General features: G+C 74.9%; 18 protein-coding genes. 9 read left to right on the top strand and 9 right to left on the bottom strand.

Going from position 1 to position 22,044, the window contains the following annotated elements; all coding sequences use genetic code 11:
* Positions 1–40: 40 nt before the first annotated feature.
* Together ABTZ17_RS06720 and ABTZ17_RS06725 are read right to left on the bottom strand one after the other, a co-directional pair.
* Positions 41–775 carry a response regulator transcription factor gene (locus ABTZ17_RS06720; protein WP_352194416.1) on the bottom strand — a complete coding sequence of 245 codons (735 nt, stop codon included), beginning with the start codon at positions 773–775 and terminating at the stop codon, positions 41–43.
* 269 nt (positions 776–1,044) lie between these two features.
* Positions 1,045–1,701 carry a hypothetical protein gene (locus tag ABTZ17_RS06725; RefSeq protein ID WP_352194417.1) on the bottom strand — a complete coding sequence of 219 codons (657 nt, stop codon included), beginning with the start codon at positions 1,699–1,701 and terminating at the stop codon, positions 1,045–1,047.
* Between the two features lie 509 nt (positions 1,702–2,210).
* Here ABTZ17_RS06725 and ABTZ17_RS06730 point away from each other — a divergent pair.
* From ABTZ17_RS06730 to ABTZ17_RS06740, 3 genes are all read left to right on the top strand, one after another.
* The gene (locus ABTZ17_RS06730) at positions 2,211–3,491 is read left to right on the top strand and encodes a glycosyltransferase family protein (protein WP_352194418.1); all 1,281 of its coding nucleotides are present in this window, start codon (positions 2,211–2,213) and stop codon (positions 3,489–3,491) included.
* Positions 3,492–3,588: 97 nt separating this feature from the next.
* Positions 3,589–6,027, top strand: a complete 2,439-nt coding sequence (gene lon, locus ABTZ17_RS06735) for an endopeptidase La (RefSeq protein ID WP_352194419.1) — start codon at positions 3,589–3,591, stop codon at positions 6,025–6,027.
* Positions 6,028–6,224: 197 nt separating this feature from the next.
* Positions 6,225–6,713 carry a MarR family winged helix-turn-helix transcriptional regulator gene (locus ABTZ17_RS06740; RefSeq protein WP_502994610.1) on the top strand — a complete coding sequence of 163 codons (489 nt, stop codon included), beginning with the start codon at positions 6,225–6,227 and terminating at the stop codon, positions 6,711–6,713.
* Positions 6,714–6,791: 78 nt separating this feature from the next.
* Here ABTZ17_RS06740 and ABTZ17_RS06745 read toward each other — a convergent pair whose 3' ends face one another.
* A complete protein-coding gene (locus ABTZ17_RS06745) occupies positions 6,792–7,571 on the bottom strand; it encodes a hypothetical protein (RefSeq protein ID WP_352194420.1) in 780 nt (259 codons plus the stop codon).
* Between the two features lie 442 nt (positions 7,572–8,013).
* Here ABTZ17_RS06745 and ABTZ17_RS06750 point away from each other — a divergent pair, with 442 nt between their 5' ends.
* From ABTZ17_RS06750 to ABTZ17_RS06770, 5 genes are all read left to right on the top strand, one after another.
* A complete protein-coding gene (locus tag ABTZ17_RS06750) occupies positions 8,014–11,346 on the top strand; it encodes a sensor histidine kinase (protein ID WP_352194421.1) in 3,333 nt (1,110 codons plus the stop codon).
* Positions 11,343–11,819 carry a roadblock/LC7 domain-containing protein gene (locus tag ABTZ17_RS06755; protein ID WP_352194422.1) on the top strand — a complete coding sequence of 159 codons (477 nt, stop codon included), beginning with the start codon at positions 11,343–11,345 and terminating at the stop codon, positions 11,817–11,819. The genes ABTZ17_RS06750 and ABTZ17_RS06755 overlap by 4 nt, the downstream gene beginning before the upstream one ends.
* Positions 11,816–12,184 (top strand): DUF742 domain-containing protein, encoded by a 369-nt coding sequence (locus ABTZ17_RS06760; protein WP_352194423.1) that lies wholly within the window; start codon positions 11,816–11,818, stop codon positions 12,182–12,184. Before ABTZ17_RS06755 ends, ABTZ17_RS06760 begins: the two co-directional genes overlap by 4 nt.
* Positions 12,165–12,800: a GTP-binding protein gene (locus ABTZ17_RS06765; protein ID WP_352194424.1), complete on the top strand. Its 636-nt coding sequence runs from the start codon at positions 12,165–12,167 to the stop codon at positions 12,798–12,800. The genes ABTZ17_RS06760 and ABTZ17_RS06765 overlap by 20 nt, the downstream gene beginning before the upstream one ends.
* Positions 12,801–12,870: 70 nt before the next feature.
* Positions 12,871–14,217, top strand: coding sequence for a styrene monooxygenase/indole monooxygenase family protein (locus tag ABTZ17_RS06770; protein ID WP_352194425.1), 1,347 nt, complete (start codon positions 12,871–12,873; stop codon positions 14,215–14,217).
* Here ABTZ17_RS06770 and ABTZ17_RS06775 read toward each other — a convergent pair.
* The 4 genes from ABTZ17_RS06775 to ABTZ17_RS06790 all read right to left on the bottom strand — a co-directional run bounded on the left by ABTZ17_RS06775 (position 14,187) and on the right by ABTZ17_RS06790 (position 17,741).
* A complete protein-coding gene (locus ABTZ17_RS06775) occupies positions 14,187–15,545 on the bottom strand; it encodes a C40 family peptidase (protein WP_352194426.1) in 1,359 nt (452 codons plus the stop codon). The two genes, ABTZ17_RS06770 and ABTZ17_RS06775, sit on opposite strands and share 31 nt — an antisense overlap.
* A 201-nt stretch (positions 15,546–15,746) precedes the next feature.
* Positions 15,747–16,037, bottom strand: a complete 291-nt coding sequence (locus ABTZ17_RS06780) for a DUF8847 domain-containing protein (protein WP_352194427.1) — start codon at positions 16,035–16,037, stop codon at positions 15,747–15,749.
* A gap of 5 nt (positions 16,038–16,042) precedes the next feature.
* On the bottom strand, positions 16,043–16,771 hold the full coding sequence (locus ABTZ17_RS06785; protein WP_352194428.1) for a TetR/AcrR family transcriptional regulator: 729 nt from the start codon (positions 16,769–16,771) through the stop codon (positions 16,043–16,045).
* 40 nt (positions 16,772–16,811) lie between these two features.
* Complete coding sequence (locus ABTZ17_RS06790; RefSeq protein WP_352194429.1) at positions 16,812–17,741, bottom strand: AurF N-oxygenase family protein; 930 nt, start codon at positions 17,739–17,741, stop codon at positions 16,812–16,814.
* A gap of 196 nt (positions 17,742–17,937) precedes the next feature.
* Here ABTZ17_RS06790 and ABTZ17_RS06795 point away from each other — a divergent pair, with 196 nt between their 5' ends.
* A complete protein-coding gene (locus ABTZ17_RS06795) occupies positions 17,938–19,056 on the top strand; it encodes a ferritin-like domain-containing protein (RefSeq protein WP_352194430.1) in 1,119 nt (372 codons plus the stop codon).
* A gap of 34 nt (positions 19,057–19,090) precedes the next feature.
* On the opposite strand, the gene ABTZ17_RS06800 is transcribed toward ABTZ17_RS06795, so the two are convergent.
* Both ABTZ17_RS06800 and ABTZ17_RS06805 read right to left on the bottom strand, forming a co-directional pair.
* A complete protein-coding gene (locus tag ABTZ17_RS06800; RefSeq protein WP_352194431.1) occupies positions 19,091–20,641 on the bottom strand; it encodes a penicillin-binding transpeptidase domain-containing protein in 1,551 nt (516 codons plus the stop codon).
* The gene (locus ABTZ17_RS06805; protein WP_352194445.1) at positions 20,638–22,002 is read right to left on the bottom strand and encodes an FtsW/RodA/SpoVE family cell cycle protein; all 1,365 of its coding nucleotides are present in this window, start codon (positions 22,000–22,002) and stop codon (positions 20,638–20,640) included. Before ABTZ17_RS06805 ends, ABTZ17_RS06800 begins: the two co-directional genes overlap by 4 nt.
* Positions 22,003–22,044 lie beyond the last annotated feature (42 nt).

Below are 22,044 nucleotides of genomic sequence, written 5' to 3' on the forward strand. Positions count from 1 at the left end.
GGCCGCCCGGTGCCCGCCCGCCCGGTGCCCGGACCCCGGTTCACGGGGCGGGCGTCTCCAGCGCGTACCCCACGCCGTGGACGGTACGGATCCGCTCCGCCCCGATCTTCCGGCGCAGGGCCTTGATGTGGCTGTCCACGGTCCGGGTGCCGGAGGCGTCCGCCCAGTCCCACACCTCGGCGAGCAGCTGCTCCCGGGAGAGCACCGCCCGCGGGGTGCCGGCCAGGCAGACCAGCAGGTCGAACTCGGTCGGCGTGAGGTGCACGTCCTCGGCCTGCACCCGCACCCGGCGCTGGGCGTGGTCGATCTCCAGGTCCCCGAGCCGCAGGGTGCCGGCGCGCGGGGCGGTGGCGGCGAGCGCGGCCCGCTCCACGCGGCGCAGCAGCACGTGCACGCGGGCGGCGAGCTCGCGCATGGAGAAGGGCTTCGTCATGTAGTCGTCGGCGCCCACGCCGAGACCGACCAGCATGTCGGTCTCGTCGTCGCGGGCGGTGAGCATGAGGACGGGCAGCGGGCGGCGGGCCTGGACCCGACGGCAGACCTCCAGGCCGTCGAAGCCCGGCAGCATCACGTCGAGGACCATCAGGTCGGGCTGCCAGGTCTCGGCGGCCTCGACGGCGGCGGGGCCGTCCGCGGCCGTCTCGACCTGGAAGCCCTCGGCGCGCAGTCGCGCGGCGATGGCCCCGGCGATGGTCTGGTCGTCCTCGACCACGAGGACCCGGCGCTGGGCGCCGGGGGTCGCCGCGCCCGCGCCGTGGGTGTGTGTCTGCTCCATCGCCCCGCCCCTGGTTGCCGTACGTCCCTGCCCGCGCGGGACGAAGATCCCGCGTGTTGGGGAGCAGCGTAGAGGAGACCGGAGTGTGCGGCCATGCGGGTGGCGGCAGGTCCGGACGGCCCCGGGCAAGGGGACCTCTTGGGGCGGTACCCCGCTGAATCCGGCATTCCGGATCGTCCCGGGGAGGGCGCCCGCCCGGTGTCCGCGCGGGTCGGGGTCGGTGCGCGGACCCGCGCGCGGACCCGCGGGCGGCGGTTTCCGGCCACAGCTCAGAAGGGCGGCAGAGCGGCCAGGACCGCGCTCAGGGTGCGGGGCATCGACCCGTCCTGGGCGGCCACCTCCCTTCCGGCGTGGACGAAGGCGTAGGTGAAGGCGTCGGGCGACCGTCGCTCGAAGAGCACCCGGGGCAGGCGGGGGAATCCGGCCGCCGCGAGGGCCGAGCGCAGCCGGGCCAGCCCCTCGGCGGACAGCCGGCCCGAGCCGGTGCGCTTCCCGTGGTCCAGGCGCACGTACGAGCCGTCACCGGCCACCAGCACGCTCTTGTGCTCCCCACCGGTGAAACCACCGCTGCGGGTCACGGTCACGAGCTGCTGCTCGGCGGAGGTGGGGGCCGGGCCCGGGGCGGACGCGGGCGGGGGTGTGGTGGCGGGGGTCGGGAGCGTGCGTGTGGTGGAGGTGGGCGGGGGCGGGGCGGCCGTGGCGGTCGTGGGCACCGGGGGAGGGGTGCTCGCTTCCGTGGAGAGGGCGCACGCCGACAGGGCCAGGGCGGCGGCCGTGGTCAGGGCCGCCGCGGCCAGACCCAGCCGGCGGGCGGTCCGACCGTCCCCGCCCCGGGGCGTGCCCGGATCGGGGACGGCGTCGGAGGTCGGTGACCCGGGCGGTTCGTGGCCCTGCCGAGGGCTTCGCCGTGGCCTCTGCTGTGACATCTGCGTCTCCTCGCCCTGCGTCCGCGGGTGCCGGTATCCGTCGTCCGTCGCTGTGCCTGTGCCTGTGCCTGTGCCTGGGCCTGCGCGTCCGTCGCGTGCCCGTGCGCGTGTGCCCCGAACCGTGCCGTCGGTGCCCGTCCGGTGGCGGGGAGCGCGGGGCCGCCGTGCCGTGGATCCGGTCCGGTCGTTCGCACCGTGGACGCGGCCGGCGGCGGATCCGTTCCCCGGTCCGCCGCGCCCCGCCCGCCCCGGCGGTTCCCGGATGCCGCGTCCGCACCGTTCCCGCACCCTCCCGCGCCCCTCCGGAGGCCATCATCAGTCGGACCGCCGCCGCCCCCGTCCCCAGCCCCGACCCACGGCCCGCGCCCGGCACGGCCGCGGCGGCCGAGCCGGCCGCTGAGCCCGATCCCGCCGGTCGGGGTCGGGGGCGGGCGGGTGTCGGGGTGTGGGGTCCGGCGGTGCTCGCGGCCCTGGGGTCGGGTGTGTGGGGGATCACCCGGGGCGGCAGCATGTGGCGGGACGAATCCGTCACCTGGCAGGTGGCGCACCGGTCCTCCGCCGAGTTCTTCGGACTGCTCGCCCGGGTGGACGCCGTCCACGGCCTGCACTACCTGCTCGTGCGCGGGGTGCTCGCCCTCTGGGACGGCGGCCCGGTCGCGCTGCGGCTGCCCTCGGTCGCGGCCACGGCCCTCGCCGCCGCCGGGGTGGCCCTCCTGGGGCGCGAGCTGCACTCCCCGCGCGCGGGGCGCACCGCCGGACCGGTCTACGCCCTGCTCCCGCCGGTGCAGATGTACGCGCAGGAGGGCCGTTCGTACGCCCTGGTCGCGGCCGCCGTGGTGTGGGCCACCCTGCTGCTGGTCCGCGAGCGCTGGACCGGGTACGCGGTGGTGCTGGCGCTCGGCTGCTGGCTGCACGTGTTCGCCGGCCTCGCCCTGCTCGCGCACGGCTGCGCGGCGGCCCGGCGGCCCGGGTGGCGGCGGGCCGCCGCGGCCGTCTGCTGCCTGACCCTGCCGCTCGCCCTGCTCGGCGCCCGGCAGGCCGGGCAGCAGTTGGGCTGGCTGGGTCGTCCCGGCTGGACCGACTGGGCCGCGTACGCCACGGTCGCGACGGCCGGACTGCTCCTGGCCCGCCCGTCCCGCTCGGGGCGCGCGCCGGGGCCGGGCGGCGGATCGGGAGCGGGGGGCCTGGTCCGGGTGGCGCTCCCGCTGCTGCTCCTGCCGCCGGGGCTGCTGCTCCTCGTCTCCCTCGCGCACCCCTGGTACGTGGACCGGTACGTGCTCTACTCCCTGGCCGGCGCGGCCCTCCTCGTCGGGTCCCGGCCCTGGCGGTGGTGGGCCGCGCTCGTGGCGGTCGTGCTGCTCGTCCTGCCCTGGTCCTGGTGGCTGCGGACCCCGGCGGCCCGCAAGGACGACGTGTTCGCGGTGGCCCGGGCCGCCCGGGAGCTGTCCCGGCCCGGGGACGCCGTGCTCTTCCTCCCGGCCCGGCGCCGGGAATGGCTGCTGTCCTCCCCGGCGCTGTACGGGAGCCTCGACGACCTCGCGCTGGCCCGGACCCCGGCGGCCTCCCGCACCCTCCAGGGCACGGAGCTGGGCTCGGCCGAGATCCGGGCCGCGCTGCTGGCGGCCCCCCGGGTGCTGGCCCTCGCGGATCCGCCGGACCAGCCCCCGGACCCGTACCCGCGGGAGGCCGTCAAGCGGCAGGCCCTGGCCGCGCACTTCGACCGGTGCGCCGTCCGACCGGTCCACGGGGCCGTGGTCGTCCTCTGGGCCCGCCCGGGGACCTGCCCCTGAGGGGGCGTTCGCCCAGGGCGAAAGCGGAACGGGGAACACCATGCGGCGCAGATGCATTGAGTCGGCATAGCTCAACTTCACTGCCGGAGGGAAGATCATGGCTTCGACGTCCGTTTCGCTCACCCTGCCCGTCCTGCCGCTGGACGACGAGGTCGTGCTCCCCGGCATGGTCGTGCCGCTGGACCTCTCCGACCCCGAGGTACGCGCCGCGGTGGAGGCCGCCCAAGCCGCCCACGCCGGAGCCGAAGGCTCCGGGAAGCCCCGGGTGCTGCTCGTCCCACGCGTGGACGGCACCTACGCCGCCACCGGCGTGCTCGGCACCGTCGAGCAGGTCGGCCGACTCTCCGACGGGGACCCCGGCGCCCTGATCCGCGGCCGCGGCCGGGTCCGCATCGGCGCGGGCACCACCGGCCCCGGCGCCGCCCTGTGGGTCGAGGGCGAGACCGTCGCCGAGCAGGTCCCCGATCCTCTGCCGGGCTCCGTCGCCGAGCTGGTCAAGGAGTACAAGGCCCTCGCCACCAGCTGGCTGAAGAAGCGCGGCGCCTGGCAGGTCGTGGACCGGGTCCAGCAGATCGAGGACGTCTCCGCCCTCGCCGACAACTCGGGCTACTCGCCCTTCCTGACCACCGCCCAGAAGGTGGAGCTGCTGGAGACCGCCGACCCGGTCACCCGGCTCCGGCTGGCCGTGAAGCAGCTCGGCGACCACCTCGCCGAGGAGGACGTGGCCGAGTCCATCGCCAAGGACGTCCAGGAGGGCGTGGAGAAGCAGCAGCGCGAGTTCCTGCTGCGCCGCCAGCTCGACGCCGTCCGCAAGGAACTCCGCGAGCTGAACGGCGACGCCGAGGGCGAGGAGTCCGACGACTACCGCGCCCGCGTCGAGGCCGCCGACCTCCCGGAGAAGGTCCGCGAGGCCGCCCTCAAGGAGGTCGAGAAGCTGGAGCGTTCCAGCGACCAGAGCCCCGAGGGCTCCTGGATCCGCACCTGGCTCGACACCGTCCTGGAACTGCCGTGGAACGAGCGCACCGAGGACGCCTACGACATCCGCGGCGCCCGCGCGGTCCTGGACGCCGAACACGCCGGCCTGGAGGACGTGAAGGACCGCATCACCGAGTACCTCGCGGTCCGCAAGCGCCGCAGCGACCGCGGCATGGGCCTCGTCGGCGGCCGCCGCGGCGGGGCCGTCCTCGCCCTGGTCGGCCCGCCCGGCGTCGGCAAGACCTCCCTCGGCGAATCCGTGGCCCACGCCATGGGCCGCAGCTTCGTCCGGGTCGCCCTCGGCGGCGTCCGCGACGAGGCCGAGATCCGCGGCCACCGCCGCACCTACGTCGGCGCCCTGCCCGGCCGGATCGTCCGGGCCATCAAGGAGGCGGGCACCATGAACCCGGTCGTCCTCCTCGACGAGATCGACAAGGTCGGCTCCGACTTCCGCGGCGACCCGGCCGCGGCCCTCCTCGAAGTCCTCGACCCGGCCCAGAACCACACCTTCCGCGACCACTACCTGGAGGTCGAGCTCGACCTCAGCGACGTGGTCTTCCTCGCCACCGCCAACGTCCTCGAAGCCATCCCCGAGGCCCTCGCCGACCGCATGGAGCTGGTCCGCCTCGACGGCTACACCGAGGACGAGAAGGTCGTCATCGCCCGCGACCACCTGCTGCCCCGGCAGCTGGAGCGGGCCGGACTCGCCGCCGACGAGGTCGTCCTCGCGGAGGACGCCCTCCGCAAGCTCGCCGGCGAGTACACCCGCGAGGCGGGCGTGCGCACGCTGGAGCGGGCCCTGGCCCGGGTGCTGCGCAAGGTGGCCTCCGAGCACGAGCTCGGCCGCCGCGACCTGCCCTTCACCATCACCGCGGAGGAGCTCCGCGGGCTGATCGGACGGCCCCACCACGTACCGGAGTCCGCCCAGGACCCCGCGGAGCGGCGCACCGCGGTGCCCGGCGTCGCCACCGGTCTCGCCGTCACCGGGGCGGGCGGGGACGTGCTCTTCGTGGAGGCCTCCCTCGCCGACCCGGAGACCGGCGCGGCCGGCCTGACCCTGACCGGCCAGCTCGGCGACGTCATGCAGGAATCCGCCCGGATCGCCCTCAGCTTCCTGCGCTCCCACGGCGCCGAGCTGGAGCTCCCGGTGGGCGACCTGCGCGACCGCGGCGTCCACATCCACTTCCCCGCGGGCGCCGTGCCCAAGGACGGACCCAGCGCGGGCATCACCATGACCACCGCCCTCGCCTCGCTGCTCTCCGGACGGCCGGTCCGCACGGACGTGGCCATGACCGGCGAGGTCTCCCTCACCGGCCGGGTCCTGCCCATCGGCGGGGTCAAGCAGAAGCTGCTCGCCGCCCACCGGGCCGGGATCACCACCGTGATCATCCCCAAGCGGAACGAGGCCGACCTGGACGACGTACCCGCCGAGGTGCTGGAGAAGCTGGAGGTGCACCCCGTGCACGACGTCCGGCAGGTGCTGGAGCTCGCCCTCCGGCCCGCGGCGGCGGCCGCTCCGGTCGCGGACCCCGCCGAGCCGGTGGCCGCCCGGGCCGCCTGACCGAAGGCTCCGGCCGGCGACCCCGGCCGGAGCCCCCGACCACCCGGGTCTCCCCTTTCCCGGGTGCCGCCGGGTGCGCCGCCCGGTCCGGCCCCGTCGAGGGCCGGACCGGGCGGCGCGCCGGTGCGTACGCGCTGCGAAATACTGGTGCCCCGACCGGCCGCGACGGCGCGGTGGCACCACCGATGGGAGCGGACGTGCAGGGCAGTGAGGACCAGGGGGGCCGCCCGGGCGGGCAGCACCCCGGGGCGGGCGAGCAGGAATTCCTCGCCCTGGAGCGCGAACTGTCCGTGTTCCTCCGGCGGGCCCGCGCCTCCTCGGGCGAGATGGCCCGAGAGCTGCACCCCGAGCTGGAGCCGGCCGCCTACGGGCTGCTGGTGCGGCTGGAGGAGGCGGGCCGACAGCGGGCCACCGACCTCGCCGCCTACTTCGGGGTCGGCAAGGCCACCATGAGCCGGCAGCTGCGGGCCCTGGAGGAGCTGGGCCTGCTGGCCCGCGAGCCCGATCCGGCCGACGGCCGGGCCTTCCTCGTGGGGCTGACCGCCTCCGGGCGGGAACGGTTCCTGAGCGTGCGGGACGCGAGGCGGGTGCAGTACATGCGCAAGCTCGCCGACTGGGACCGGGGCGAGGTGGCGGAGCTGGCGCGGCTGCTCCACCAGCTGAACGGGGGCGTGGACCACGGGTGACTCCGGCGGGGCCGGAGTGGGCTCGGCCGTGCGGGACGGCGCCGGCCCGGCCGTCGTGCCCCCACCCCTCCCGGGCGGTCACAGCTCGGCGTACGCCGCTGTCGCGTCGTCGTGTCGCTTTCCGCGCGGGACCGGCCCCGCCGATTCCAGGACGCGGACCCGGTCGATCAGGCCGTGGGGGCCCTCCTTGGCCAGGACCCGGAGGCAGTCCGCCCAGTCGCCCTCGCCGAAGGTGTCCGTCCACCGGCTCGCCCCGTCCGTGAGGGCGGCGAGGGCCGTCACCCGGTCCCGGGGGGTCGAGCCCGTCACGGCCCGGTCGGCGACGCAGGGGTCCGCGGCCGCCGTGAAGAACCCGAAGGGCTCGTCGGCGGCGTTCCGCAGGGCGTCCGTTGCGGCCGTCGAACGCAGCACCTCGCGGGGCACGCGGTCCAGGCGGTCGTCCAGGACGGCCCGTACCCCGCCCTCGGGATCCCCCAGGAGGAGCACCGAGTCCGACAGCACGAGGTGCTCCACCCGCTCGGCGTCCCAGCGCGCGAGGACCACCGTCGCCTGCGGAGTCCGAACGTGAGAAAGGTCACACGTGTGCCGGTGTTCGTCGGCCGTGGTGCCGATGGCCATCGCCAGCACCTGCGCAAGTGTCATGTCCCGCCGCGAAGCGGACAGTTCGGTCAGCCGTCCGCCCAGGCGGGAGGTGAACCAGGGGACTCCGTGGACGCAGCCGTCGGGGCCGGCGGGCGGGGTCACCCCGTCCAGGACGGTCAACACTCCGCCCAGGCCCGAGGCCGGTGCCACCGCTGACGCCCAGTCCTCATTGGGGCGTTGTGGGTCCCCGGGGAGGGAGCAGAGCTCGATGCGCATGCCGCCAGTCTGCCCGGCTTGCCCCGGTGTGGGGGCGGCGCGGGCCCGCATGGCCGAAACAGGTCCATACCAATGGCCGGAGAGGGGTGGGAACCGGCCGAAGTGGCCTGAGGGAGCCGGAAAGAGCCGGAAGGGGCGGGTCCGGACAGCTGTGGGCGGGCATCCTGCCAAAGCCCGGCGCGATGTTTCAACCGCCCGTCCACGGCCGGGCCGCGGAGCACCCCGGGCCGAGTTGATCGCCAACTCACACCTGATGTTCACTCGTTCGAGTGGCCGGGCCGGCGATGCACGCCTGTCTCCCAAACACACTTGGAATGGTCTGAAGCGGTACGAGGGGGCAGGGGCGTTTACTTGTTGACCGGCCGTCACCTCGGCCAGGGGGTCCCGCCGGGCGAAGCCCGCGCGGAAGCAGACGAGTACACGTACAGGATTGCGAGCACCGGTGCAGAACAAGCGGTCTCGGCGGAACGGCAGCGACGCGGCGAAAGCCGAACGCTCCGGAGGCACCGCGGGCAACGGCAACGGGGCTGAAGGCCGCGCCGACGGCCGTTCCGTGCGCGTGCGCACCCGCCTGGTCCTCGGCGTCGCCGCCGTCGGCCTCACGGTCCTCGGAGCGGGCGCGCCCGCCCTCGTCGACGCCTCGGCGGAACTGAACGAGTCGCAGCGGCTCGTCACCCTCTCCGAACACACCCGCCAGACCCTCGCGCTCGTGCACGCGCTCTCCGACGAACGCGACGCCGTCGTCGAGTTCGTCGCCGACGGCCGCGAGAGCGCCGGCAAGGCCGCCGTCCAGGAGCGCACCGCCCGCGTCGACCAGCGCCTCGCCGAGGCCGCCGCCGGCGCCGACGAAGAGGCCGGCCGCGCCCTGGCCCGCGTGCCCGCCGTCCGCCAGGCCGCCATCAGCGGCAAGGAGAACGCGCTCGCCGCCCACCAGGACTACTCCGAGCTCATCGGCGGGCTCCTCGCCCCCTCCGACGAACTCGCCGAGCGCACCCCGCCGCGCGCCGAGGAGGCCCTCGCCGCCGCCCGCGCCCTGGCCCCGCTCGCCCAGGCCGTCGACCAGTCCTCCGCCACCCGCGGACTGCTCCTCGCCGCCCTCTCCGTGCCCGAGGGCGCCGAACCGGAGCGGGTCTACGACCCCACCACCGGCCGATACGAGGACCCCGAGCCCAGCGCCGAGGACAAGACCCGCGACGAGCTCTCCGCCGCCGCCCAGCGCGCCCGGGTCCGCGAACAGGCCGCCCTCGACGCCTTCGCCCGCGCCGCCTCGCCCGAGGTGCGCCAGGTGCTGGCCGCCACCGTCACCGGCCCCGAGGTCAAGGCCGCCGAGGGCTTCCTCGGCCGGCTCACCGACCAGCCCTCCCTCAGCACCGAGGACCGCGACCTCGACGCCAAGGCCGTGGACGCCGCCCTCACCGCGCGCACCGACCGCATGCGCACCGTGGAGTCCACCCTCGCCGCCGAACGCGCCACCGCCCTGGCCACCCTCCGCGACGAGGACGTCACCTCCCTGGAAGTCCTCGCCGGACTCGTCGGGCTGCTCTTCCTCATCGCCGTCGGCGTCTCCACCGGCGTGGCCCGCACCCTGACCCGGCCGCTGTCCGTGCTCAAGCGCGGTGCCGAACGGCTCGCCTCCCCGGAGGGCTCCTCCGACCCGGTCCGCTTCATCGGCCGCAACGACGAGTTCGCCGCCGTGGTCCGCTCCCTCAACGCCATGCACGCCCGGCACGAGGCCCAGTCCACCGCCCTGCACACCCGCATCGCCGGACTCGACGGGGACCGCCGCCGCCTCATCGACCGCAACGACACCCTCAGCGCCGCCAAGACCGCCCTGGACCGGGAACTGGCCGAGCTGCGCGCCCACCTGGACGACTACCGCCGCGTCCTCTCCACCGCCTCCCTCTCCCTCTCGCTGCGCACCCTCGGCCTCGTCGAGCGGCAGCTCGCGGTGATCGAGCAGATGGAGGCCAAGGAGCAGGACCCGGACCGGCTCGCCACCCTCTTCAAGGTCGACCACCTCGCCACGGTCATGCGCCGCCACAACGAGAACCTCCTCGTCCTCGCGGGCCAGGAACACACCCACGGCCACCCCGGCCCGGTGCCCCTCGTGGACGTGATGCGCGCCGCCGTCAGCGAGATCGAACGCTACGAGCGGGTCGACCTCCGGAACCTGCCCCCCTTCGCCCAGGTCGCCGGACACGCCGCGGACGACGTCTCCCACGTGGTCGCCGAACTCCTGGAGAACGCCACCACCTTCTCCCCGCCGGACGTCAAGGTGCGGGTCTCCGCCTGGCTGCTGGACGAGGGCGACGTCGTGGTCTCCGTACAGGACCAGGGCATCGGGGTCACCGAGGACCGGCTCGCCGCCCTCAACTCCCGGCTGTCCGACCCCGAGGCGTACGAGCACGAGGACCCCTCCGAGCACGGACCCGGCCTCGGCCTGTACGTGGCCGGACGCCTCGCCGGCCGGCACGGGGTCACCGCCGAGCTCCAGGCCCGCCGCGACGGCGGCCTCGAAGCCCTCGTGGTCATCCCCGTCGGCCTGCTGCCCACGGCCCCCGTCACCCCCGAGCACCGCGCCGCCGCCCCCGGGGCCCCCGCCCTGCACCTGCCGGGCGCCGTCGCCGAGGCGAACTCCAACCACCTGCCGCCCCGGCACCGCCCCGACCCGGTGATCGCCCTCGCGGAGGAAGCCTTCGAGGCCGCCGCCGACGAGGCCGCCGCGACCGCGGCGGGGACCGCCCCGGCCGAGGCCACCGCCCCTGCGGAGCAGGCGCCCGCCGAGACCCACCCGGTCGTGCCCGCGCAGCAGGTGCCCGCCCCCGCGCACCCGGTCGAGGAGGCCCCGCGGCCCGTCGCGGAGCCCGCCCCCGAGCCGGACCCGACGGCCGCCGCCGAGCCGGTCGAGCAGGCCGAGCCGGTCGGTCACGCCCGCCCCGAGCCCGCCGAGCAGCTGCCCCCGGCCGACCAGGTCTTCCGGGCCGTGCCGTCCGAGGCCCCCGACACCCCCGCCCACGGCTTCGCCGCGGACGGCCCCGCCGCCCCGCACCCCGCCCCGGAGCCCGCCGAGCCGGCGGTCACCCGCCGCCAGGTCTTCGACGTGGAGCCGCCCGCGGGCGAGGAGTACCGACTGCCGCCCGAGGCCCAGGTGTTCCGGGTCCCGGCGCCCGAGCCCGAACCCTCCCCGGCCACCGACCCCGCCCCCGAGGAGCCCGTCGCCCACGCGCAGGCCCCCGAGCCCGGCGACGCCCCGGCCCCGGAGCGGACCCCCGCCGAAGAGGCCCCCGCCGACCCCGACGCCTGGCTGCTGGCCGCCCCGCTGCCCCGTCAGGCCGACGGCGGGCCCCGGCACGCCGACCACGACCACCCCGGTGGCGCCCCGCGGAACCCCGCGGACCCCGCCACCGCCGCCCCGCAGCCCGGGGCGACGCCGGAGCAGGCCCTCCCCGGAGGACCCGCCCCGCAGCCCCCGACGGCACCGCGGCCCCACGCGGCGTCCCCCGCGGAGGGACCGGACCGGACCGCTCCGGAACCGCCCGCGGCCGAGGGCCCGTACCGGCTCACCGACAAGGGACTGCCCAAGCGCACCCCCCGCGTCGTGGAGCCCGCTCCCACCACCGAGCGAAAGACCGCTCCGCGTGTTGACGCCGAGGAACTGCGGCGCCGACTCGGGGGGTTCTACCAGGGGGCCCGCGACGGCCGGCGGGTGGTCGACGCCGAACTCGCCGAGCGGGCGAAGGACGAGGGGGACACCGTCGAGGAGGCACGCACGTGACCGCGCCCAGTACGTACGGACTGAGCACGCAGGCCCGCAATCTTCAGTGGCTGCTGACCGACCTGGTCGAGGAGGTGCCAGGACTCATCTCGGTGGCCGTCGTGTCCTCCGACGGGCTGCTCCTGCTCTCCTCCGACCCGGGACTCGCCGACGCCCCGAAGAAGGAGAGCAGAGGACCCCGCGGAGCCTCCGCGGACCTGGCCACCATCGTCTCCGGGCTCGGCAGCCTGACCCACGGCGCCGCCCAGCTCATGGAGGCGGGCGGGGTGAAGCAGACCATGGTGTCCATGGAGCACGGCAGCGTGTTCGTGATGTCCATCAGCGACGGCTCCCTGCTCGGCGTGCACGCCACCCCGGACTGCGACATGAGCGTCGTGGCCTACCACATGGCCCTGTTCGTCGGCCGGGCCGGCCACGTCCTCACCCCCGAAGTCCGCAGCGAACTCCGCCAGTCGATGGAGAGAACAGCGTGAGCGGCCGGCTGCCGATACGCGGAGCCGACCGCCGCCCCGCCCGCGTCCGCCCGTACTCCCTCACGGGCGGCCGCACCCGCTTCGGGCACCTCCTGCTCGTCGAGACCTTCGTGGCCACCCTCGACCCCGGGGCGGACGCCCCGCTGCGGATGCCCGAAATGCGGGCCATCGTCGAGGTCTGCCGCCGCATGCGCACGGTCGCGGAGATATCCGCCCTGCTCAAGCTGCCGCTCGGAGTGGTCCGGGTGCTGCTCAGCGACCTCGCCGACCAAGGAAGGATCCGCGTCTACGGCACCGGTCACGGCAGCGGCCGGCCCGAGCGCGCACTGCTCGAAAGGGTACTCAGTGGGCTCCGCCGTCTCTGAACCGCTTCCGGACCTCGCCGGACTCGACACCGAAGTGGGCGTACAGCCCTGGCAGTACGACCGCTCCCGCGCACCGATCGCCGTCAAGGTGCTCGTCGCGGGCGGGTTCGGCGTCGGCAAGTCCACCTTCGTCGAATGCCTCTCCGAGATCACCCCGCTGCGCACCGAAGCGGTGATGACCGAGGCCGGCGCCGGCACCGACGACCTCAGCGCCACCCCCGAGAAGAACACCACCACCGTCGCCATGGACTTCGGCCGGATCACGCTGGACGACGACCTCGTCCTGTACGTGTACGGCACCCCCGGGCAGGAGCGGTTCTGGTTCATGTGGGACGACCTGGTGCGCGGGGCCGTCGGCGGGGTGGTCCTCGCCGACACCCGCAGGCTCCCCGACTGCTTCCCCGCCCTCGACTACTTCGAGAGCTGCGGGCTGCCCTACGTGGTCGCCGTGAACCACTTCGACGGCTCCCGCTCCTACGCGCCCGACGACGTCCGCGAGGCCATCAGCGTGCCGCCCGGCGTCCCCGTCGTGATCATGGACGCCCGCCGCCGGGCCACCGTGATCGAGTCCCTCCTCACCCTGGTCGGCCACGCCCTCGACCAGACCCCGGAGTAGCTCACCCCACCCCACCCCCCCCGCCGCAGCACCCCCTTCCCCACCCCCGTCCGGATCCGGAGACACGAACATGCGGAAGATACTCGTCGTCGGAGCGGGCCAGTCCGGCCTGCAGCTCGCCCTCGGACTCCAGTCCAAGGGGTACGAGGTCACCCTCATGTCCAACCGGACCGCGGACGAGATCCGCGGCGGCAGGGTCATGTCCACCCAGTGCATGTTCGACACGGCCCTGCGCCACGAGCGCGACCTCGGCCTGAACTTCTGGGAGGGCCAGGCCCCGAAGATCGAGGGCCTCGGGGTGTCCGTCGCCGCCCCCGACGCCGGTCGCGCCGTGAACTGGCTCGGCCGCCTCAAGGGCTTCGCCCAGTCCGTGGACCAGCGGGTCAAGATGGCGGGCTGGCTGGACACCTTCGCCCAGCGCGGCGGGCAGCTCGTCATCCACGGCGCGGCCGTCTCCGACCTCGACTTCTTCTCCCGCACCTACGACCTGGTGCTCGTCGCCGCGGGCAAGGGCGAGCTGGTCCAGCTGTTCGGCCGCAACGCCGCCCGCTCCCCGCACGAGGTCCCGCAGCGCGCCCTCGCCGTCAGCTACGTGCACGGCCTCGGGCCCCGCCCCGAGCACGCGGACACCGAGGCGGTCCGCTGCAACCTCGTCCCCGGCGTCGGCGAACTGTTCGTGATGCCCACCCTCACCACCTCCGGTCGCGCCGACATCCTCTTCTGGGAGGGCGTCCCCGGCGGCCCCCTCGACGTCTTCCAGGGCATCAAGGACCCCGCCGAACACCTGTCGGTCACCCTGGAGCTGATGGAGAAGTTCACGCCCTGGGAGTACGCCCGCGCCACCAAGGTCGAACTGACCGACGCGGGCGGCACCCTCGCCGGGCGCTACCCGCCGGTGGTCCGGAACCCCGTCGGCCGGCTGCCCGGCGGCGGGCTGGTCCTCGGCGTCGCCGACGTGGTCGTGGCCAACGACCCCATCACCGGTCAGGGATCCAACTCCGCGTCCAAGTGCGCCGCCTCCTACCTCTCCTCGATCCTCCGGCACGGCGACCGGCCCTTCGACGAGGCGTGGATGAAGGCCACCTTCGACACCTACTGGTTCACCAGCGGCCGCGCCACCACCCAGTGGACCAACGCCATGCTCGGCGTCCCCCCGGAGCACGTGCTGAACCTCATCGGTGCCGCCGGCGGACTCCAGCCCGTGGCAGACCGGTTCGCCAACGGCTTCGACAACCCCTCCGACTTCGACGGGTACTTCTACGACCCGGAGGAGACCGCCGAGTACCTGGCCGAGGCCACGGCCGCGGTGGCCGCCGCCGCGACCGTGCCCGCCGCCCGCGGCGCCGCCGAGGACGCCCCCCGGACCCCCGGGGCCGAGGGCGCCCCTCAGGCCGAGGGCGCCGACTCCGCCGAATAGCCGGTGTCGTCCCCCGCCGCCGCTCCGCCCGGGAGCTCCGGCGGGGTGTACGCGCCCTCCGGCAGCGGCACCCCGGCCGGGTCCGGTCGTACCGCGCCCAGCAGCGGGTTCGCCGCCAGCGGGGACACCTTCACCCGGGCGCCCGGCCGCGGGGCCTGCACCACCTTGCCGTCGCCCAGGTAGATCGCCACGTGCGTGGCCTTCGGGAAGTACACCACCAGGTCCCCGGGCCGCAGCCGGTCCAGGGGCACCCGCGGCAGCCGGGCCCACTGCTCCTGGCTGGTACGGGGGATGCTCCGGCCGGCGTGCGCCCAGGCCCGCGAGGTCAGCCCCGAGCAGTCGAAGGAGCCGGGCCCCTCGGCCCCCCACACGTACGGCTTGCCGATCTGACGGGTCGCGAACTCCACGGCCGAGCCGCCCGCCGCGCTCGGCGTGCGGGCCGCAGCCTCGGCGGGGGAGCCCAGCCGTCCGGAGTCCACCAGGCGCCGCTGGGCCCCGGCCTCCTCGGTGCGCTCCCGCTCGGCGAGCCGGGAGATCTGCTCCTCCGACAGCGAGGCCAGCAGCCGCTGCACCTCGCCGAGCTGGGCCGCGACCGCGTCCCGCTGTTCCTTCTGCCGGGCCGCCAGCACCTGCTGGGTGTCCAGGGCCTTGCGGGCCTCGCCGGCCAGCCGGGCCGCCTGCTGCTCGGCCCCCGCCAGCCGGGCCAGCACCGCGGCCCGGTGCCGGGTCTCCCGTACGGCCAGCCTGCGCTGTTCCAGGGCCCGCTCGGGGGTGCCCGACAGCAGCATCCGGGCGTAGGGGGAGATGCCGTCGGCCCCCTGGTACTGGCTGCGGGCGAGCCGCCCGGCCTGGGCGCGGGCCGCTGCCAGGGAGTTCCGGGCCTGTCCGAGGCCGTCGCCGAGGCGCCGCTCCTCGGTCTCCCGGGCCCGGAGGGCCGCGGCCGTGCCGTTGTACGCCTCGGTGGCCTCCTCGGCCCGCTGGTAGAGGCCCCGGAGCCGGGTCAGCAGGGCGGCCACCTCCTGCCCGGAGCCCGAGCCCGATCCGGCGACCGGACCGGAGGCGGTGCCGGTGGTGGCGTCGCTCGTGCCGGTACCCGTGCCCGTACCCGCTTCGGTGTCCGTCCCGGTGTCCGTTCCCGTGCCCGTAGCGAGGCCCGCGGCGCCGGCGTCCGCGGAGTCCGGGCCCGGGCTGAGCGGGGCGGTGTCCGGTGCGGTGGGGCCCACCGGCGGGTCCAGGGGGTCGGCTCCCGCCGGCCAGGGACAGGCCGTGGCCAGGGCGGCGGCGGCCGTCACGGCCACACAGGCACCGCGCAGAAGTCTTCGTGACATGGGATCACCTCCGAGGGAGGGATCGTGCCATGCCGTTCAACACGAAATCGTACGAATCGCCCGGCCGGGGGCGCCGTTCACCCCGCCTCACCCGTCCGGCGGGCGCCGCGGCCGCGGCATTGCGCGGTGGGGCGTCCGCCGGACGGCCGGCGAGCTCCGCCGGGCCGGGGGGCCGGGGGTGCGGATCGTGGGTCGTGCGCGTCAGTCCCGGGGCCGGTCCTCCGGGGCCGGTTCCGGCTTCGACCAGGGCCAGCGGGGCCGGGGACGCCGGCCCGAGGGCTCGTGGACGTACTTCCAGCCCTTCTGCAGGCCCAGCCGCTTGGAGTACCCGGCGGGCACCCGCTTGTAGAGCAGGACCGTGGGCGGCCCGCCGTCCCGGTCCGGCACCGGGATCTCGTAGTACGCGGGAGGGTGCCCGGTCGGGCCGAGCAGGATCGGCAGCACCCGGCCGTCCATCGGTCCGCCCTCGAAGGGGGTGTTCTGGCTCTTCACCCTGCCTAGAGTAGGTGGGCCGCCGTCTCGACCACCGGGATCACCCGGCGGGCCAGCACGCCCGCGGGCCCCTCCGCCGCCTCCAGGGCCAAGGCGGCCCGGGCCGCGGCGGCCGTCTGCGGGTCGGTGGCGGCGGTGGCCGTGAGCAGGGCGATGAAGTGGTCCACGAGCCAGTCCCGCAGTTCCGCCACCGGCGGCTGCTTGCCCTCGTCCAGCCAGATGAGGGAGGCCGCTTCCACGGCCGTGATCCAGGTGCGGACCATCATCCGCAGCCGGGGGCCGGGCCGTTCCACCGCCAGGTGCACGAGGATCTGCTCGGCCGCCGCCCGCCGGATCCCGTCCACGGTGGCCGTGGTCCGCGAGGTCTCCACCACGCTGCCGCCCTGGAGCAGCGCGCTGAACCCGGCGTCGTGCCCGTCCACGAAGGCCAGGTACCGGTCGAGGGCGCGGGTCAGCCGCAGGGTCAGCGGGCCGGTCTGCGCCTCGGCGAAGCAGAGGGTGAGTTCCTCGGCCGCCGAGCGCAGGGCCGCCTCGTACAGCTGCTGCTTGCCGCCCGGGAAGTAGCGGTAGACCAGCGGCCGGGAGACCCCGGCCGCCTCCGCCACGTCGTCGAGGGAGACCTCCTCCGGCGCCCGGTGCGCGAAGAGCTGGAGGGCCGCTTCGAGGAGCTGGCCGCGCCGCTCCTCCACGCTCAGCCGGCGGTACGCGGGCGTCGTCGGCGTGGTCCGGGTCATGTCCGCAGGGTAACCGGCGCCCGGAGCGCCGCAGTAGCGGTCAGGCCAGCAGGCCCGAACGCTGCCACAGCTTCCGGCCGACCCCGCGGAGCACGCCGATGTCGTCGAGGAAGTCGGTGAGCCGCTTGGCGCCGGTCTGCATCACCTCGCGGCGGTGCCCGCTCGCCTTCACCTGGGCCACCGCCTCCCGGCGGTCCAGGCCGACGTTCTCGTACACGGCCGGGTTGACGAAGGCCACCGAGAAGACCCGGGCCGCCTCGCCGCAGCTGATCCGGGTCAGTTCCTGCTCCCAGCGCGGGGCGGTCACCATCTGGCGGCGCAGCTCCTCGCGGGCGTAGCGGACGTGCCGGGCCTCCTCGATCACGTGGATCTTGGTGACCCCGCGGACCAGCGGCTGGATCCGCTCGTCCGGGAAGGTCAGTCGCTGCATCCAGTCCAGGACCTCCTCGCCGAGCAGGGTGCAGGCGAAGGAGCCGGGGGTGGTGGAGATGGTCTTGAGGACGCGGCCGAGGTTGTGGTTGAGCTTCGAGACCGGGTAGGCGGGCGCCCCGTGGGTCTGGATCATCCGCGCGAACATCATCGAGTGCCGGCACTCGTCGGCGATCTCGGTGAGGGCGTAGCGGACGTGCATGCTGGTCAGCGGCTTGTCGTAGATGTGTCGGACGAGCAGCTGCATGAGGATGATCTCGAACCAGACGCCGAGGGAGGCCAGGGCGGCGGCCTCGTGGCGGGCCAGCTCCATCCGCTGTTCCTCGGGCATCTTCTTCCACAGCGGGGTGTCGTAGAGCGAGACCAGCTCCGGTGGCCAGAACCACTTGCCGTCGACGGGCGGGGCCTCCCAGTCGAGTTCCTTGTCGGGGTCGAAGGAGTGCTTGGCCGAGGAGTCGAGCAGCCGCTCGGCGACCTGTTCGCGGTCCTTGAGATGCCCGAGCGCGTCGCGCAGCAGGGTCAGGTCGGTCACGGTGGTCATGGGCGGAGCACCTCGTCGCGTGAGGGGTTGCCGGGGGTCGCCTCTTATGAGACTGCTTGTCAGCAAGGTCGTCAATCCCTTGCGCACGACTTGTTGACCCCGCGTCCAACAGCGTGTGAACCTGCCTGAAGTCCCGTCAGGACCCGTGCCGGGTCCGCAGGGGCGTGCTTCGGAAGCCTTCGCACGAGGAGGAGCCGTGTCCACGCGTGAGCTCTACACCCGGCCGCCGGACGAGCCGGTCTGGCAGGTCCCGGCGACGGGCGCGGCCCGGTTCGGCTGGGAGTACGACGAGGGGCGCGAACGGCTCCTGGCCCTCTATCAGAAGGGCAAGGACAAGCAGTGGGACGGGGCCAAACGGATCGACTGGTCCCTGGAGGTGGATCCGTACGACCCGCTCGGCACCCCCGACGAGGTCCTCACCCTGTACGGCACCCGGCACTGGGCCAAGCTCACCGAGCGCGACAAGGGGGAGCTGCGCCGGCACTACACCGCCTGGAACTTCAGCCAGTTCCTGCACGGCGAGCAGGGCGCGATGGTCTGCGCCGCCCGCATCGTGGAGTCGGTCCCCGATCTGGACGCCAAGTTCTACTCCGCCACCCAGGCCATGGACGAGGCCCGGCACGCGGAGGTCTTCGGCCGCTTCCTGCACGAGAAGCTGGGCCTGCTGTATCCCGTCAACGACCACTTGAAGGGGCTGCTTGGCGAGACCCTCCGCGACTCCCGCTGGGACATGCCCTACCTGGGCATGCAGGTGCTCATCGAGGGCCTGGCCCTGGCCGCCTTCGGGATGATCCGCGACACCACCCCCGAGCCGCTGCCGAAGCAGGTCCTCACCTACGTGATGCAGGACGAGGCCCGGCACGTGGCCTTCGGTCGGCTCGCGCTGCGCGACTACTACCGGCAGCTCACCGACGCCGAGCTGCGCGAGCGCGAGGAGTTCGTCATCGAGGGCTGCCGGCTCATGCGCGACCGGCTGCGCGGGGTGGAGGTGCTGGAGGACTTCGGCATCGGCCGGAAGGAGGCCGCGGAGCTGACCGAGCGCTCCGACTTCCTGCGGCTCTTCCGCAGGTTGCTGTTCAGCCGGATCGTGCCCTGCGTGAAGGACATCGGGCTGTGGGGCCCGCGGCTGCGGAAGGCGTACCTGGACATGGGCGTGTTCGAGCTGGGCGATTCGAGTCTCGACGTCCTGATGAGCCGGGACGAGGAGATCGCGGAGGAGCTGGACCGCGAGCGGTTCGCGGCGGAGGAACGCGACCGGGCGGCCGAGGTCGCCGAGACCATCGCGGAGGGCGCGGCCGCGGAAGACACGGCCTAGCGAAAGGGGCTGGCGACAGGGCCTGGCGACGGGCCTAGCGGCGGGCGGTCGGTGAGGGAGGGACCGGCGGGGTCGGGCGGGTGCGGGCGGGCGGGGCGCCGCCGGGGGTGCCGGCCGGGTCGCCGGGGGCGTCGGCGAGGGCCGCCGCCATCACCGCGCGGGCGATGGGGGCGGCGCTGCTGTTGCCGCTGATGTCCCCCCGGTCGGCCTCGGCGTCCTCCACGACCACGGCCACGGCCACCGCGGCCTGCGGGGCGCCCTCGGCCCGGGCCCAGGCGATGAACCAGGCGTACGGGGTGCCGGTGTTGCCCACCCCGTGCTGGGCGGTGCCGGTCTTCCCGCCGACCTCGGCCCCCGGCACGGCCGCGTTGCGGCCGGTGCCCTCCTCGACCACCTGGACCATCATCCGCTGGAGCCGGAGCGCGGTGGTCGGGTCCATGGCGCGGCCCAGGGAGCGGCCGGCGGTGCGGCGGACCGGGCCGCCGTCGTCCTCGGTGGTGCGTTCCACCAGGTAGGGGGCGCGGAGTTGGCCGCCGTCGGCCACGGCGGCCGCGACCATGGCCATCTGGAGCGGGGTGGCCCGGGTGTTGAACTGGCCGATGGCGGACAGGGCCAGCTGGTCCGGACTCATGTCGGTGTCGAAGTTCGACCGGGAGACCCAGGAGGGCACCCGCAGGCCGGGATCGTTGAAGCCGAATCGTTCCGCCGCGGTGACCATCCCGCGCAGTCCGACCTGCACGCCGATCTTCGCCATCACCGTGTTGCAGGAGAAGCGGATCGCCTCCGCCATGGAGGCGTCGGCGCACCCGGTGCCGGCGTTCGGCAGCAGGGTGCGGGTCCCGGGCAGCGGATACGGGTCCGGGGTCAGGGTGGGCGCCTCCACATCGGTGACCACCCCCGCGTCCAGGGCCGCCGCCGCCGTCACGATCTTGAAGGTGGAGCCCGGGGGATAGGTCTCCCGCAGGGCCCGGTTGAGCATCGGGCGGGCCGGATCGGCGTTGAGGCGGCGCCAGGCCGCCCGGACCTCCGGGCCGGTGCCCGACAGCAGCCCGGGATCGTAGGAGGGGCTGCTGACCAGGGCCAGGATCCGCCCGGTGGAGGGTTCCACGGCGGCCACCGCCCCGCGGCGCCCGGCGAGTCCTTCGTACGCGGCGCGCTGGAGGGCGGCCCGTACGGTGGTCACGGCGTCCCCGCCGGGCGGGCGGCGGCGCAGCAGGGCGTTCCAGAAGGGGAGCGGGGAGAGCCCCGGGTCGGTGCCGGCGAGGAGGGGGTCCTCGGCGCGTTCCACGAAGCTGGTGCCGTAGGTCTGCGAGGCGAAGCCGGTGACGGGCGCGTACAGGGGTCCGTTCGCGTAGGTCCGTTCCCAGCGCAGGATCTGCCGGCTGTCCCGGGCGCCGGTGACGGGGCGGCCGTCGACGAGGATGTCCCCGCGGGGCTTGGCGTAGCGGGCGATGGCGGTCCGTTTGTCGGCCGGGTCGGCCGCGAGCCGCCCGGAGTCGGCGACCTGCACCTTGACGGCGTTGACCAGCAGGGCGGCCAGCAGGGCCAGGCAGAACCAGGCGGACAGCCGGATGTGGCGGATCACGCGGGTCCTCCCGCCGCGGCGTCGCCGTCCGGCCCGGGGCGGCGGGAGCAGTCGCTGAGCCGGACCAGCAGGGCCACGATGATCCAGTTGGTGACCACGGAGGAGCCGCCCTGGGCGAGGAAGGGCATGGCCATGCCGGTCAGCGGGATCAGGCCGGTCACCCCGCCCGCGATCACGAACACCTGGAGGGCGAGGATCGCCGCCAGCCCGGTGGCGAGCAGTCGTCCGAAGGGGTCGCGCAGGGTCAGCCCGGCCCGGAAGCCCCGGTCCACCAGCAGCCCGTACGACAGCAGGATCGCGGCGAGTCCGGCCAGGCCCAGTTCCTCCCCGGCCGTGGCCAGGATGAAGTCGGACTTGGCGGCGAAGCCGATCAGGACGGAGTGCCCGCCGCCGAGGCCGGTGCCGAGGATCCCGCCCGCCCCGAAGGCGAACAGGGACTGGGCCAGTTGGCCGGGCCCGTCCCCGCGCTCGATGGAGGCGAAGGGGTGCAGCCAGTCCTGCACCCGGCCGTGCACGTGTGGTTCCAGGGTGCCCACCGCGTACGCCCCCGCCGCGGCCAGCAGCAGCCCGAAGGCGATCCAGCCGATCCGGCCGGTGGCCACGAAGAGCATGATCACGAACAGTCCGAAGAAGAGCAGCGAGGTGCCGAGGTCCCGCTCCAGGACCAGCACCCCCACACTGAGCAGCCAGATCGCGAGCACGGGCCCGAGCACCCGCCCCGGCAGCAGCCGCAACCGGCCGATCACCGGGCGTCCGGTGAGCGCCAGCGCCGTCCGGTTCGCCGCGAGGTAGGCCGCGAAGAACAGCGCCAGCAGCACCTTCGCGAACTCTCCCGGCTGGAAGGACAGCCCGCCGGCCCGGATCCAGATGTGCGCCCCGTTGACCGGGGGGAAGAGGACCGGCAGCACCATCAGCACCAGGGCCGCCACCGCCGAGAGGTAGGCGTACCGCTGGAGGACGCGGTGGTCGCGCAGGGCCGCCACGACCGCCACGAACAGCGTCAGTCCCAGCGCCGACCAGACCAGTTGGGCACCTGCGGCGGTCCGGTGCGGGGTCGCCACGTCGAGGCGGGCGATGAGCACCAGCCCGAGGCCGTTGAGGAGCACCGCGATCGGCAGCAGCAGCGGGTCCGCGTACGGGGCCGCGAACCGCACCGCGAGGTGTCCGGCGAGGGCGGCTCCGGCCAGGGCCCAGGCGTAGCGGGTGAGGTCCGGCGGCAGTCGGCCGTGGGTGGCCAGTCCCATGGAGCAGTAGCCCAGCAGGACGATCAGCACCGCACCGGTCAGGAGGGCGGCCTCGGCTCCCCGGCGGCGCGGACGGTCCGGGCCCAGCGGCGGACTGTCCGCCGCCTTTGCCGTCAATGCGGTCATATGGGAAAGCTAGCAAGCAGGCGGAGGTTATGT

This window comes from Streptomyces sp. NPDC097619 (genome assembly GCF_040302735.1).
Classification (GTDB): Bacteria; Actinomycetota; Actinomycetes; order Streptomycetales; family Streptomycetaceae; genus Streptomyces.

Coding starts and splice junctions, on each gene's coding strand:
- ABTZ17_RS06720 (WP_352194416.1), bottom strand. CDS start 775: ATGGAGCAGACACACACCCACGGCGCGGGCGCGGCGACCCCCGGCGCC.
- ABTZ17_RS06725 (WP_352194417.1), bottom strand. CDS start 1,701: ATGTCACAGCAGAGGCCACGGCGAAGCCCTCGGCAGGGCCACGAACCG.
- ABTZ17_RS06730 (WP_352194418.1), top strand. CDS start 2,211: ATGTGGCGGGACGAATCCGTCACCTGGCAGGTGGCGCACCGGTCCTCC.
- lon (WP_352194419.1), top strand. CDS start 3,589: ATGGCTTCGACGTCCGTTTCGCTCACCCTGCCCGTCCTGCCGCTGGAC.
- ABTZ17_RS06745 (WP_352194420.1), bottom strand. CDS start 7,571: ATGCGCATCGAGCTCTGCTCCCTCCCCGGGGACCCACAACGCCCCAAT.
- ABTZ17_RS06770 (WP_352194425.1), top strand. CDS start 12,871: ATGCGGAAGATACTCGTCGTCGGAGCGGGCCAGTCCGGCCTGCAGCTC.
- ABTZ17_RS06775 (WP_352194426.1), bottom strand. CDS start 15,545: ATGTCACGAAGACTTCTGCGCGGTGCCTGTGTGGCCGTGACGGCCGCC.
- ABTZ17_RS06785 (WP_352194428.1), bottom strand. CDS start 16,771: ATGACCCGGACCACGCCGACGACGCCCGCGTACCGCCGGCTGAGCGTG.
- ABTZ17_RS06790 (WP_352194429.1), bottom strand. CDS start 17,741: ATGACCACCGTGACCGACCTGACCCTGCTGCGCGACGCGCTCGGGCAT.